This window comes from Mesorhizobium sp. M2E.F.Ca.ET.209.01.1.1 (genome assembly GCF_004010375.2).
Classification (GTDB): domain Bacteria; phylum Pseudomonadota; class Alphaproteobacteria; order Rhizobiales; family Rhizobiaceae; genus Mesorhizobium.
The window spans coordinates 69,859-82,778 of sequence record NZ_SADP02000005.1 but is presented as its reverse complement, the minus strand read 5'-3'; the positions used below and the strand labels follow the sequence as shown (position 1 = coordinate 82,778).

At 63.2% G+C, this 12,920-nt stretch carries 11 protein-coding genes; 2 read left to right on the top strand and 9 right to left on the bottom strand.

The genetic code is table 11. The features are described from left to right. Window positions 1-7: 7 nt before the first annotated feature. From EN852_RS11850 to EN852_RS42255, 8 genes are all read right to left on the bottom strand, one after another. Window positions 8-865 carry a carbohydrate ABC transporter permease gene (locus EN852_RS11850; RefSeq protein WP_127227381.1) on the bottom strand — a complete coding sequence of 286 codons (858 nt, stop codon included), beginning with the start codon at window positions 863-865 and terminating at the stop codon, window positions 8-10. Then, entirely contained in the window at window positions 865-1,785 is a 921-nt protein-coding gene (locus EN852_RS11845) for a sugar ABC transporter permease (protein ID WP_127873925.1), read from the bottom strand. The genes EN852_RS11850 and EN852_RS11845 overlap by 1 nt, the downstream gene beginning before the upstream one ends. 412 nt (window positions 1,786-2,197) lie before the next feature. Further along, window positions 2,198-3,445, bottom strand: coding sequence for a sugar ABC transporter substrate-binding protein (locus EN852_RS11840; RefSeq protein WP_127873926.1), 1,248 nt, complete (start codon window positions 3,443-3,445; stop codon window positions 2,198-2,200). Window positions 3,446-3,520: 75 nt separating this feature from the next. Continuing rightward, on the bottom strand, window positions 3,521-4,570 hold the full coding sequence (locus EN852_RS11835) for a LacI family DNA-binding transcriptional regulator (protein WP_127873927.1): 1,050 nt from the start codon (window positions 4,568-4,570) through the stop codon (window positions 3,521-3,523). Window positions 4,571-4,866: 296 nt separating this feature from the next. Then, window positions 4,867-6,318, bottom strand: a complete 1,452-nt coding sequence (locus EN852_RS11830; protein ID WP_127873928.1) for a nuclease PIN — start codon at window positions 6,316-6,318, stop codon at window positions 4,867-4,869. Beyond that, window positions 6,318-7,811 (bottom strand): SIR2 family protein, encoded by a 1,494-nt coding sequence (locus EN852_RS11825; protein ID WP_246694251.1) that lies wholly within the window; start codon window positions 7,809-7,811, stop codon window positions 6,318-6,320. Before EN852_RS11825 ends, EN852_RS11830 begins: the two co-directional genes overlap by 1 nt. Window positions 7,812-8,010: 199 nt before the next feature. Further along, entirely contained in the window at window positions 8,011-8,136 is a 126-nt protein-coding gene (locus tag EN852_RS43165) for a hypothetical protein (RefSeq protein WP_281407782.1), read from the bottom strand. A gap of 653 nt (window positions 8,137-8,789) precedes the next feature. Then, entirely contained in the window at window positions 8,790-8,936 is a 147-nt protein-coding gene (locus EN852_RS42255) for a hypothetical protein (RefSeq protein WP_246694250.1), read from the bottom strand. A 263-nt stretch (window positions 8,937-9,199) separates the two neighbouring features. Between EN852_RS42255 and EN852_RS11815 the strand changes: the two genes are divergently transcribed. Both EN852_RS11815 and EN852_RS11810 read left to right on the top strand, forming a co-directional pair. Next, entirely contained in the window at window positions 9,200-10,459 is a 1,260-nt protein-coding gene (locus EN852_RS11815) for an outer membrane beta-barrel protein (protein ID WP_127874402.1), read from the top strand. Window positions 10,460-10,757: 298 nt separating this feature from the next. Then, window positions 10,758-11,297: a dihydrofolate reductase family protein gene (locus EN852_RS11810; RefSeq protein WP_127873929.1), complete on the top strand. Its 540-nt coding sequence runs from the start codon at window positions 10,758-10,760 to the stop codon at window positions 11,295-11,297. A gap of 136 nt (window positions 11,298-11,433) precedes the next feature. On the opposite strand, the gene EN852_RS11805 is transcribed toward EN852_RS11810, so the two are convergent. Continuing rightward, window positions 11,434-12,920: hypothetical protein (locus EN852_RS11805; RefSeq protein WP_210238234.1), on the bottom strand; the 1,487-nt coding region annotated here is incomplete at its 5' end.

Sequence of the window (12,920 nt, the reverse complement as noted above, 5' to 3'; positions counted from 1 at the left end):
ATTCGAATTACTTGACGGCCCCGGCCATGAGGCCGCGGATGTAGAAGCGCTGCAGCGCCAGGAACAGGATCAGGCAGGGCACCATCATCACCGTGACGCCGGCCTGCACCGCGCCCCAGTCGATGGCGCCGAAGCGGCCGGACTGAAGTGCGGTCATCATCACCGGCAGGGTGAATTTGGACTGGTCGGTCATCAGCACCAGCGCTGCCAGGAACTCGTTCCAGGCGCCGAGAAAGGCGAAGAGCGCAATGGTGACGACGCCCGGCCAGACCAAAGGCAGCATCACCTTGATGAGCATGGTGACGTTGTTGGCGCCATCCATGCGCGCCGCCTCCTCGATCTCGCGCGGCACCGCGTCGAATGCGTTGCGCATCATGAAGATCGAGAAGGGCAGCTGCAGCGTGACGTAGACGCAGACCAGCCCCGTCAGCGTGTTGTGCAGGCCGAGCCTCGTCAGCACCAGGAAGATCGGCGTCAAGATCGACTGGAACGGGATCATGATCGTCGACAGGATGAGGACGAAGAAGAAATCCCGGAAGGGAAAGCGGAAGCGCGAGAAGCCGTAGCCGGCGAGCACGCTGACCAGCACCGAGAGCAGCACCGTCATCACCGAGACATAGATGCTGTTCTGCGCCGAAACCCAGAGCCCGTCGCCGAAAGAATTCAGCGTCTCGTAATTCTCGACCGAGAAGCCGGTGGTCGGCCAAGGCGGCAGCGGCGGCTGGCGGGCCTCCTGCGCCGGCTTGAAGGTCGACAGCACGGTCCAGACGATCGGCGCCAGGAACAGCACCGAAGCGATGATGCCGGTCGAATGCCTGGCGAGGCTGAACGCGGCCTTGCGGTTCTGCGACATCGCCTCGGCCATCAGTCGAGCCCCTCGGGCTTGCGCAGCAGCCAGAGCTGGACGAGGCTGAGCGCCACCAGGATGGCCAAGAGCACCATGGAGAGCGCGGCGCCATAGCCAAGCTTGAACGAGACGAAGGACTGGTTGAAGATCCAGTAGACCGCCGTCAGCGTCTGGTTGCGCGGGCCGCCGCGCAGGATGATGTAGAACTGGTCGAAGGCGAGGATCGAGCCCGCCACCGACAGGATCAGCGCCAGCGCCAGCGTGCGGCGCATCAAGGGCAGCGTGATCGCCCTGAACCTGGCGAACGGGCCGGCGCCATCGATGACGGCTGCCTCCTGCAAATCCTGCGGGATCGACTGCAGGCCGGTCATCAGGATGATCATGGTGAAGCCGGCGACTTTCCACACCACCATGGCGATGATCGACCAGAAGGCCGGCTGGAAGGTGGCGAGGAGATTGACCTTCTTCCCGGTCAGGCCGAGGTCGAAGGCGGCGGGGCTGAACAGGCCGGAATCGACGTTGAGCAGCCACGACCAGAGCAGGCTCGCCGAAGCAAAGCCGACCACCGCCGGCATGAAGAAGGCGGTGCGGTAGAGGTTGGTGAGCGGGCGCGGCTTTTCGATGAAGATCGCCAGCGGGAAGGCGACGGCGAAGATCGCGATGGTGACGATCACCGTGTAGTAGAAGGTGAATTTCAGTGCGTTCCAGAAGCGCGTGTCGCGCAGGATGGCGACATAATTGTCGAGACCGACGAAGGCATGCTCGCCCATCAGCGGCCAGTTGTTGAGCGACATCCAGGCCGTCATGCCGAGCGGGATGACGAAGAAGACGGCGACGAAAGCGACGGCCGGCAGCACATAGAGCAGACCCACCCATTGCCGCAGGCTGGCGCTGGCGCGGGGCTTTGCGAACGCGGAAGTCGTGGCAACGGCGGTCATGGTTTCACTCCCCTTCTCCCCTTGTGGGGTGAGAAGCGGTCCGCGCAGCGGACGAAAATTGCTTGGCTTTTCGAGCTTCGAACGCCCTGAGCCGGCGAAGGGCCGGGTGGTGGATCGGCGAGAAGCGCCGACGCCCCCTCACCCGGATTGCCAACCGAATTGCAAAGGGCAATTCGGGGCAATCCGACCTCTCCCCAAGGGGAGAGGAGATCGCGAGCGCTAACCTCTTCTCCCCACCGGGGAGAAGGTGGCCGCGAAGCGGCCGGATGAGGGGGTCTTGTCTCAACACGTCAGTCCTGCCGTTCAGCGATACATCATCCCGGCCGCCCGGCCAGGGAGACGGGGCGGGCGGCCGGTCAGAGCCTTGGCGGCGAGGCGTTGCGCGAGCCTCGCCGCCGGCTGGCCCTGGTGTCTACTTGTTCGGCGCCTGGTCGATGATCGACTGCATGGTCTCCTGCGCATTGGCGATGGCGCCGTCGACGTCGTCGCCGAAGAACACCTCGTTGATCATCTGCGTCCAGGGACCGTTGGCGGAGTTGATCAGGTCGTTGAACACCACCGAATAAGGCGTCCTGCCCTTGGCCATCGCCTCGGCCGCAACCTGGTAGCGCGGGTCGAGGTCCTTCAGCGCGTCCTTGGCGATGTCGTTGCGCACCGGCAGGCTGCCATATTTGGCGAGGATGGTCTGGCCTTCCAGCGAATAGGCGAAGTCCAGGAACTCCTTCACCACGGCGATCTTCTTGGTGCCCTTGGTGACGACGAAGTTATCGCCGCCGGCGAAGGACGACCAGCCGCCATCCTTGCCCGGCAGGAAGGTGATGCCGTAGTCGATGTCCGGGTACTGCGTGTTGAGCGCGCCGATGGCGAAGGCGCCGGAGGGCGAGATGCCGATCTTGCCGCCGGCGAAGGCGGCGAAGAAATTGGCGCCGGTGTCGGTCTGCGCGCCTTCGGGCACCAGCCCCTTCTTGATCATCGAGCGGTAGAGGTCGATCGCGCCGCGCAGCTGCGGGCTGTCGAGCGTCGCCTTCGAGCCGTCCTCCGACAGGATGTCGCCGCCCGACGCCCAGACCAGCGGCGTGAAGGTGAAGATGTTGCAGCCGCCGCAATTGCCGGAGAAGTAGAAACCCTTGATGTCGCCGCCAAGCGCGTTGACCTTCTCGGCGTCGGCCGCGATCTCGGCCCAGTTGGCCGGCCCCTTCTCCGGGTCCAGCCCCGCCTGCTTGAACAGCTTCTTGTTCCAGATCAGCACCGAGGCGTCGGCCGAGAACGGCAGGCCGTAGATGCGGTCCTTGTAGGTGCCGGTCTTCACATGCGCCGGCGACAGGCTGGAAAAATAGGGCAAGGACTTCGCCCAGTCGGTGATGTCCTCCAGCTGGCCGGCGGCGGCGAAGGACGGCGTGTAGATCAGGTCGAGCGAGAGCGCGTCGGGCGCGGTGCCGCCGGCCGCGGCCGCGCCATATTTCGGGATGATCTCGGCGTTGGGAATGATGTCGAGCTTGATCTGGTCCTTGTTCGCCTTGTTGAAGGCGTCGACGATGCGCGGCATGAAGTTCGAGCCGTCGGCGCGCACCCAGATGTTGGCGGTCTCGGCGGACGCCGCCTGCAGGCCGCCGCAGATGACGGAAGCGGCAAGCATCAGCTTGGCAAGCATGGTCTTCACGTTACTCCTCCTCATGGTTCTCCTCCCAGTTTCGGCGACGCCGCCCGGCGGATGCGGGCGCGTGGCCTTGTTGCTTCATTCCGGCGGACTTCCGCATGACTGACGCACCACCAGCCGGCACGGCAGTTTCCTGATGCCCGGCGCGGCCGGCTGGCCATCGACGAGCGAAAGCAAAGCAAGCCCGGCCTCGCGGCCGAGCGTCGAAAGATTCATGTCGACGGAGGTGAGCGGCGGGCGCGTCGCCTCGGCCACGATCTCCCAATTGTCGAAGCCGATGACGCCGACATCCTCGGGCACGCCAATGCCGCGCTCGCGCAGCGCGTCGATGACGCCGCGCGCGATCTGGTCGTTGCCGCAGAAGACGGCATCCGGCCACTCTTCCCTCCCCGCACGGCCGAACAGCTTTGCCACCGCCTCGTGGCCCCAGGCTTCCGACCAGGCGCCGAGCAGCGGCTCGCTCACGGCGAGGCCGTTCTCCATCAGGACATCGCGCCAGGCTTGCGCCCGCGCGTGCACCACGGCAAAACTCGCCGGGCCGCTGACATGGGCGATGCGGCGGCGCCCGAGCCGCAGAAAATGCTCGACCGCCAGCCGCGCGCCGCCGGCGTCGTCGGAGACGAGGCCGACTGCGCCGGGATCGGGCTGGGTGAAAGCGTAGACGACCGGAATGCGCAGATTGGAGAGATCGACCGGCAGATGGCGGTCGATGCGCTTTCCGGTGGCGACGATGCCGTCGACGCGCTTGTCGAGCATGGCCTCGACATGCAGCTGGCCAAGCCGCTGGTCGTCCTCGACATTGCAGAGGAACACCGAGACGCCCTTGTCGACCAACGCATCCGAGACGCCGGCCATCAACGGCAGCGAGAAGCGGCCATAGGTATCGTTGGTGAGCAGCCCGACGGTGAAGGAGCGTTTTCTGAGCAGGCTCTGCGCCAGGCTGTTCGGCCGGAAGCCGAGCAGCCGCGCCGTCTCGCGGATGCGCTCGCGCGTTTCCGCCGTCATCCGCCCCTGCCCGTTCAGCGCCTTGGATGCCGTGGCGACGCTGACGCCGGCCTCGGCCGCGACCTCGCGCAGCGTGACCGGCGGCTTGGCGGAAACTGGCGCTGGCTCGGCGTCGGAAGGCATGGGCGCGGCGGATTCCTTTAGCTGGGAAAAGGTTTTCTCTTACCGCCCTGCGCGGTGATGACGGATGAGGTCAGCGAGCGCGGGGTGAGTTGGGAAAAGGTTTTCTCAGGGCGGAGAGTAGGGGAAGGTGGGAAGGTTGGCAAGGGGGATGAAGCGCACCAATCGCCGCCCCAGGCACGAGTATCTTACTCGCCATAAGTTTCCGGAATGGCCACAAGGAATCCCTGGCGAAATGCCCGGATTGACGCGACCGCAACGGGCTCATCCCGAACCGAGCGACGATGGATGCGAAGACGCTACATGAACAAGCGATAGGGGTAAACGTTGCGCGGCAGGTCCGGGACATTTGCGATCGTGCGCGCTAGTTTCTGCGAATAGCGGATGCTAACCGGCACCGGATCGTAGAGTGCATCGTTGTTCCAATCCATCTTGGTCAATGCCAACGCCTCGTGAGCGCTCAATTCGAGCGGTCCGCTGCCGGCATGACGGATCAGTTGTAGTGGCCTCGGGATGCTCTTTTTGCCCTGATAGTAATCGCCCTTGGTCGAGACCTCAGGCGCATTGCCGGCAACCCAAACTAGCGCGGAATTGCCGGACCGCACCACCATCGTACCCCGCGGAACAGGATAGCCTGACGGCTTGGTAGGAGGCCTTTGCACGCCCGACTTAATAAGCCAGACGCCGCGCCAACAAGATGCCGAACTGATCTCGACGCACTCGATTTCCGAGACACTGGCCAGCGCATCGAACGCGCCTTCGATCTCGCCGTCCTTAAAGGCTGTCGTCTTGTGGATGACCATCCGTTTAGGCAGGTTGCCGCCATTGCGGCCTTGATAGAGTTCTAGGCTACGAGCAAGAACGGCGCGCATGTCGTCACGGCTCAAGTACGGATTTCTGCGCGCCTCGGCAACGTCGGCGACGGGGTCCTGCGCTTCGAAGGCCACGAACTGCATGCCGCCGCCATCCATGTCAAACACCTGCGAACAACACGTCACATAATGCGCGTCCCGTTGGTCGCCGCGCAGCGCATAGGCCAGACCGATATAGGCAGTATCGGCCGGCACGCCCTTCAGCGGCGCCAGCTTCCACGGCGTGCCAGCTGCCTTCACATAGAGGGCGGTCGCCAGACGCCATGCGAGCGACGCCTTATGGGTGAAGGTGAAAGCTCGATCGTTCAGCACCTGGGTCGGAATATTGTATTTGGCGCCCAGCGCTTTGAGAGCATCATGGGCGTCGAAGAATTTGCCGCGGGTGGCCGGGTTCCAGTTGTCAGGGAAGTGGACTAACACGACATCAAACGCGTTGCGGACCATATCGAGCCGCCGGAGCGCCGCCTCCATCGCGAGGTAGAGCCGGGTTTGCGGATCGCCCTCACCGGGCAGCTCGTGCAGATGCTCGGGCCATTTGATGTGGGCGTCGCGTGGGGCCGATTCTAGTGCCACATGGAAGAGCGGCTCAAAGCCCGGATATTGTGGAACATATTCGGACCTATCAGTCGGGCGATGAGCATTGCGCAGCGACAGCATCAACTCGCCGCGTCGTTTAAAGGCGCTCTCCGGGCCTACGGTCGCGATCCTTATCCGGGAGGTGAAGTCGCCGAACGACCCCTTCGAATAGGGCCCGAAATTCGCGAGGCCTCGGAGCGGATGAACGTCGACCTGGGTAGCATCCGAAGGCGAGAAGGACAGGTCCGGCTCGTCTAGCAGCGTGAACGGCGGAAGTTTTGTCAACGAGGCAGGAGTGGCCATTACGTGGTCCTGTCGAAATAGACGTGGTGATGGCCTGGCCGGCTCCAGCCGGTCACAGGGGACACCTGGAACACGGCATCGATTCCGGCGCCGTCCTCCAGCCCGAACGCCCGCTTCGTCCCGCCGCTAGTGTTGGTGAGCAGCTGAGCCCAGGCAGCAATGATGCTCGCCCAGTTCTTGTTGTAGCGCTGCGCCCAGCGCTCCCGGCGCCAGTCGCCCGCCGGATCACCGCCGCGGTCAGGGAGCGCACCCATCGGATCCGCATTAGAGCGTTCCTCATACCCCGGATCACCATTGTGGGGCTCCTCGGGCCGCGGGACATGCACGAAGGTGTAGGGTTCGAAGCCGCACCACCAGCGCCCGTCGACCATGTCCAGCTTCAGGAACACGCCTTCTTGAAATGGAAATCCGAGGCCCGGAACGGTACCAGTCAGATCGCTCTTATATGCGCTCCGAAGATTGGACAGCACTTGCGTGCGCCAACGGGCCTGTTCCGGATCGTCTCCTTCGCGAGGTGGGGCGGTAACGAGGGAATGCACGGCACGCCTGTAGCGCGGAATGAGCGGCAGGCGCCGTGCCAGCCCCCTGACCAGAGCGTCGTAAAGGAGGCCCATCGCCCAACTGTCGGCGACCGGATCCAGTTCGACCTCGCCATCGAGCGTCGCACCGAGTGATGCCAGCGCATTGAGGATATCCCGATCCTCGCCGAAGACGGCTAGTTCCCTGCCGTGCGCCGCAACCGTCGCCCGAACACCTTTCTCCTTCAGCAGCTCTCGGACGGCGGGAGAGGTCGTGGATTGTGCCAGTCTCATACGCCGCGCCGTACGCGGCATCCTTTCGACCAGAAGAGAGGAATAGCGCAGGACGGGAAAGGCTCGGGCTTCGGCGGTTGGCAGTTGCACCGGCACCAGGCGTGGTGTCGGGCGCCCCTCCATCACCCGACCGAAGAGCGGCCGGGGCAGATCAGTCGTGTTGATGATGTTGGCAGCAAGTTCGTCGAAGGTCGCGCACTCAACGACTGCCACGTCCACGCCTGACGCCTGGGCCCGATTCAGGAATTCGTTGACCGCGGGCAACAGGCGTGAGGATGACGAGGTGACCCAATAGAGGCCGTTGGGAAATGGCGACGGCGTGTCGAGAACGGCGGTGAGTGCCTCCATGATCGAAGCGTCGCGACCGCTATAACCAACAATTACCATCCCAAACCGCTTGCCGGCTTCCACCAGCACACGCCGCATTTGGGCGTCCTGCTCTTCCAACTCCGATCCCGTATTCTTGATAGCGATCGACTGATAATCACCGTGAAGCTTCGCGACCAAAGGCCAGTCCGATTCATTGAGGCAGCGCATGGCCCGGTTGGCGGAATCGATCGCCGCTACTGTCGGGCGGTTCTGGTCGGCGACCTGCAGGATCGCGTTTGCTGAAAGCGCCGACTCCTCGATCAGTGGATCGAAGTTCGTCGTAAAGACGCAGTCGACCTTGCCAGCCGCCATCAGGCTCCCAAGCACCTTGTGGCCGAAGCTGGGCGTGCCTTTGGAGATCGCGTCGTCGATATATTGCCGGCGATGCCGGGGCTGCGGATATACCGCTTCGAAGGCCTTGGCATATTCCGTCGGGTCGCCGTCAGGCGGCAGTAGCGACGTTTGCCGGAAGAAGGCATCGATCCTTGAGATCCAGATCGGATCCGCCGTGTCAATTCTCCCGCTTCGACAGGTTGGTCTCGCGGCAGAATATTTGCGCCTTGAAATCCCGGATCATGGCATAGCCGGTCGGAATGCCGGAGGCGGCCGACGCGCCAGCACCGAGGAACCATGCCACCAGATTCGGTCGGAGATCGAAGACGGTCGCGAACTGAGCAGCGGATATCGTCGAGATGGGATTGATGGTGTTGTTCCTTCGATCGAAATCGAAAGGTGATCATATTTGAGGATGGCGGACTTCTGTAAAGTCATTCCGACGAATTTACACAGTGATGTTCCAGACCCGGGCACCGTGTGAAGAAGTTCGATCGTCAGCACCGGTGTCCGATGCTCGGCAAGTCAAACAAGGGTCGGATCCCTCAGTGCCTTCCCAGGCGGTCACGCAGCAAACGGCTAGTTCTACCTATTCGGAGGCAGGCCACCGAGGTTCACCGCCGGCAAATGCTGGATGTTCACTCTTGTGGATCGCTATCAAAAGCTACCGCCATCGCCGATGGTAAGTTGGTACCCGCTTTCGAGAAGGAACTTCGGCTTGTTAGCGGCGAAAAAAGCGGCGCGGTGCCGATCACATTAAGGAATTCTACGTGCAAGCGGCTTCACCTCCCGCCATTCCCCCACGTTCTGCTTGAATACCCGCTCCACCACCCCAGGAGCCCCCCATCTCCACCGACCCCTTCACTCCCCTCCACGCTTCTTTGCCCGCTGCGCCGATCAGCTCGCCGAGCTGAAGGCATCACGCATCAGGTAACTCTTCTCCCCGCCAACGATTCGCTAATCCGGCTCGCCCACTCGCTCGCCGGCGCGGCGGGCATGTTCGGCGTTGCGGAGGTCAGCGCGCGGGACTCGGTGCCGGGAGACGCCGGTCGTCGGGCAGGCGGATGGCGCGGCGGCACTGGAGATGACGATGTCGAGGTTCATCGAGTCCCTCGGCGAAGCCGCCCGGGCGCCTCCACAACCAAACTGACCTTTTTTGGGTGCATTTTTGCCGGAAGCCGCGAGTCCTGCGGAAAGTTGCCCAGGCGTTAGGCAGTTCGATCCCCGACTGTTGCATTTCTGCAACCACAAATTTCAACAACCCCTGCTAGAAACGCCGCGGGTTTAACTTGGGGTGATGGGCTATGCTTCTTCTTCGTGTTTCCACGAAATCCATTCTGCTGGGCGCCGTTTCGGCGGTCGCCTTGATGTCGGCCGCGCATGCCGCCGACGTTGTCCAGGAGCAGGCGGCTCCCGGCTTCAACTGGAGCGGCGTCTATGTCGGCTTCGGCGTCGGCGCCGGCGCCAATGTGCACAAGCTCAGCAGCGATTTCTTGCCGGGTCTTTCGCTCAACGGCGTCGGCGGCGAAGGCGTCTTCGGCCAGGCGACCGTCGGCTATGACTACATGGTCTCGCAGCGCTTCCTGCTTGGCGGCCTGATCGACGCCCATGTCGGCACGATCAAGACGTCGCTGGATGCCGCCGGCTTCAATGCCGACATCAAGGAGACCTACGGCTTCGACGTCGGCGTGCGCGCCGGCTACCTGCTGACGCCGACCACGCTGGGCTATGTCCTGGGCGGCTATGCCTGGCAGAAGTACAAGCTCGACACCAATATCGGCGGCTTCGGTTTCGATTGGGACCAGGGCGGCTACTTCGTCGGCGCCGGTGTCGAAACGGCGATCAACAGCAACTGGACGCTGAAGGGCGAGTATCGCTACACCCGCTTCAGCACCAATGACAGCCTGCTCTCGGATGCCGGGTTGCCGGTGCCGGATGGCGCGCTCAATCTCGACACCTCGCGCCACACCTTCGAAGTGGCCGCCAGCTACCGCTTCAACGCGGCTGATGGTGGCGCCGCCAGCTTCGAGACGCCTTCCTACAACTGGACCGGCTTCTATGTCGGCGGCGGGCTCGGCGCCGGCGCGGTTGTGCATCAGATCGAGATCCCGCCGCTTGCCGGCGCGAAGTTCAACGGCCTCGGCGGCGAAGGCGTGTTCGGCGAAGCCAGCATCGGCTACGACCAGGACATGGGCAGCTGGGTGGTCGGCGGACTGGTGGACGCGCGTCTCTCCGGCATCAAGTCGAAGCTCGATCTGGGCGGGCTCTTGGGTGGCGGCGTCGATTCGATCAGTCTCAACACCGATTATGGTTTCGACGTGCTCGGCCGCATCGGCATGAAGGTCAACGAAGCGACGCTGGCCTACGCGCTCGCCGGTTACAGCTGGCAGCACTTCAAGCTCGATGCTCCGGCGCCGCTCGACGTCGATTGGGGCTCCAGCGGCTTCTCGGTGGGCGCGGGCCTGGAAACGGCCCTGTCGGACAAGATGACCGTCGGCATCGAATACCGCTATTCGCAGTTCGCCAAGGAAGACTTCTCGGACGAATTCCCGATCCCGAGCGGGCTTGCGACCACGACGCCGTCCTTCCACACCGTCCAGATTGGCGCCAAGTACAAGTTCAACTAGAGCAATTGCAGGAAAAGTGTGAGCGGTTTTCCGTCCGGAATTGCGTAAAAACAAAGAGTTAGGGCGTTTCACCGTTTCCGTGAAACGGTGAAACGCTCTAAGCAAAGGCCTCCAGCCAAAGCAAAGGAAGCCTGCCGGTCGGCGGGCTTCTTTTTTGCCTGATTCATCCTGTGCAGGTCTGCGGCCTAATGACGATCGGGGGCGGCTGAGCCCCCGAGCGTTTCGTTGGCATATTTCCATTGCCATACGATTCGATATTCGAATTGATGCGGCATTCTGGTCGAATGCGGAGGATGCGATGCGCAAATTGATCGTCACCGAATTCATCACCGTCGACGGCATCGCCGAACACGAGCGGCTGCCCAACGTCGTCTGGAACGACGCGATGAACAAGTTTAAAGAGGACGAGCTTGCCGATAGCGGCGCCATGCTTCTCGGTCGCGTTACCTACGAGATCTTTGCCGGCCATTGGCCTTCGGAGACCGGCGCCTTCGCCGATCGCTTCAACGCGCTGCCGAAATATGTCGCCTCGGCCAGCCTCAAGACGGTCGATTGGAAACCGGCCGAGCTCCTCGAAGGCCCCCTGCCCGAGGCGGTGGCCCGGCTGAAGCAGCAATCCGGCGGCAACATCCATGTGCATGGCAGCCTGAGCGTCGCCCGGCAGCTTCTCGGCGCCGGGCTGGTCGACCGCGTGCGGCTGCTCGTCTATCCAGGAGCTGCCGGCCAGGGCAAGCAACTGTTTCCGCATGATGCACCGGTCGCGCTCGAGCTGGTCTCGGCCGCGCCGCTCGGCAACGGTGTGGTGGCGATGGAATACGCCACGGTCGCGAGGGGTTAGGCGCTGCTTCCGACGCTGGACATGGTGCCGCGGTCGTGATCGCCCAATTGATCGCGTAAGCCCTGTGTTTATTGCGTTTTGTCACCGAACGATCGGGGGCAAGGTGCCCCCGATCACGAGATTTGCGCACAGCTCGTTAAATGAGGAAGACGCTGGCGTCCGGATGAGTCTGGTTGTTCATCGCATCGAAGGCGTTGGCGACATCCTCGATCCCCGGTTGCCCGGTCAGGCCGAAATTGGAGGTCGGGGCGCCGGTGTCGTTAAGCACGTCCCGCACCGCGGCTGTCACCTCGCCCGGCTGGAGCGTGTGATCATGGTTCGCATCGATCAGATTGAGAATAGAGATGATGGCCGGGTTTGGACTGGTCGCGGCGGAGAAACTGAAATTGAGCTCCGGTTTGCCGCCGGGGCCGTCGGGCACCGCAGTGACGGCGGCTGAGAGATACGCCGCCGCCGACGAGCGTTCGAGGTGATGGATGCCGCCACCCTTGGCTGCCAACGCATTCGCGATCGAGGGCGTTCCAGAGATAATGTTCAGGTTCTGGAAACCGAAGATGGTTTCAAAGGAGGTGTTGGAGTTCCAGCCCGGATGGAACTCACCCAACTCCTGATTCAAGATATCGATGTGGTTCTTCCAGAAGCCAGGCGTCAAGCCCTGACCCGGCGGTGGCAGGAAGTTGGTGAAGTCGTTGCCGGTGTCGACGCCGCCGCTGCCTGGATTGTCGACCGTCTGCACAAGGATACCCGTTTGCTGGGAGCCCGCCGGCACCACTTCGTAGATGTTCTTGCCGACATCCTCCAGTGTGAGGCCGCCGATCGACCAGTTGCCGGAAGCGTCGGTGGTCGTCGTGCGGTCGCCCGCGCTGAAGTCGCCGCTGTTGTCGTCGTCGATGAAGATCGTCACCGGATCGTGCGACCAGGCGACGTCGTCCGCCGTCTTGCCGTCGCCGGTCAGGTCCTCGTACTTGGTGCCGGAGATCGAGAAGTTGCGGAAGTTGGTGAAGTCGTTGCCGGTATCGGTGCCGCCGCTGCCGGGGTTGTCGATGGTCTGCACCAGGATGCCGGTCTCCTCGGACCCGCCGGGAACCTGCTCGTAGATGTGCTTGCCGACATCGGCCAGCGTCAGCCCGCCGATCGACCAGTTGCCGGAAGCATCGGTCGTCGTCGTGCGGTCGCCCGCGCTGAAGTCGCCGCTGTTGTCGTCGTCGATGAAGATCGTCACCGGACCATGCGACCAGGCGACGTCGTCCGCCGTCTTGCCGTCGCCGGTCAGGTCCTCGTACTTGGTGCCGGAGATCGAGAAGTTGCGGAAGTTGGTGAAGTCGTTGCCGGTATCGGTGCCGCCGCTGCCGGGGTTGTCGATGGTCTGCACCAGGATGCCGGTCTCCTCGGACCCGCCGGGAACCTGCTCGTAGATGTGCTTGCCGACATCGGCCAGCGTCAGCCCGCCGATCGACCAGTTGCCGGAAGCATCGGTCGTCGTCGTGCGGTCGCCCGCGCTGAAGTCGCCGCTGTTGTCGTCGTCGATGAAGATCGTCACCGGACCATGCGACCAGGCGACGTCGTCCGCCGTCTTGCCGTCGCCGGTCAGGTCCTCGTACTTGGTGCCGGAGATCGAGAACA

Coding starts and splice junctions, on each gene's coding strand:
- EN852_RS11835 (WP_127873927.1), bottom strand. CDS start 4,570: ATGCCTTCCGACGCCGAGCCAGCGCCAGTTTCCGCCAAGCCGCCGGTC.
- EN852_RS11810 (WP_127873929.1), top strand. CDS start 10,758: ATGCGCAAATTGATCGTCACCGAATTCATCACCGTCGACGGCATCGCC.
- EN852_RS11845 (WP_127873925.1), bottom strand. CDS start 1,785: ATGACCGCCGTTGCCACGACTTCCGCGTTCGCAAAGCCCCGCGCCAGC.
- EN852_RS11850 (WP_127227381.1), bottom strand. CDS start 865: ATGGCCGAGGCGATGTCGCAGAACCGCAAGGCCGCGTTCAGCCTCGCC.
- EN852_RS11815 (WP_127874402.1), top strand. CDS start 9,200: ATGTCGGCCGCGCATGCCGCCGACGTTGTCCAGGAGCAGGCGGCTCCC.
- EN852_RS42255 (WP_246694250.1), bottom strand. CDS start 8,936: ATGAACCTCGACATCGTCATCTCCAGTGCCGCCGCGCCATCCGCCTGC.
- EN852_RS11825 (WP_246694251.1), bottom strand. CDS start 7,811: ATGGCGGCTGGCAAGGTCGACTGCGTCTTTACGACGAACTTCGATCCA.
- EN852_RS11830 (WP_127873928.1), bottom strand. CDS start 6,318: ATGGCCACTCCTGCCTCGTTGACAAAACTTCCGCCGTTCACGCTGCTA.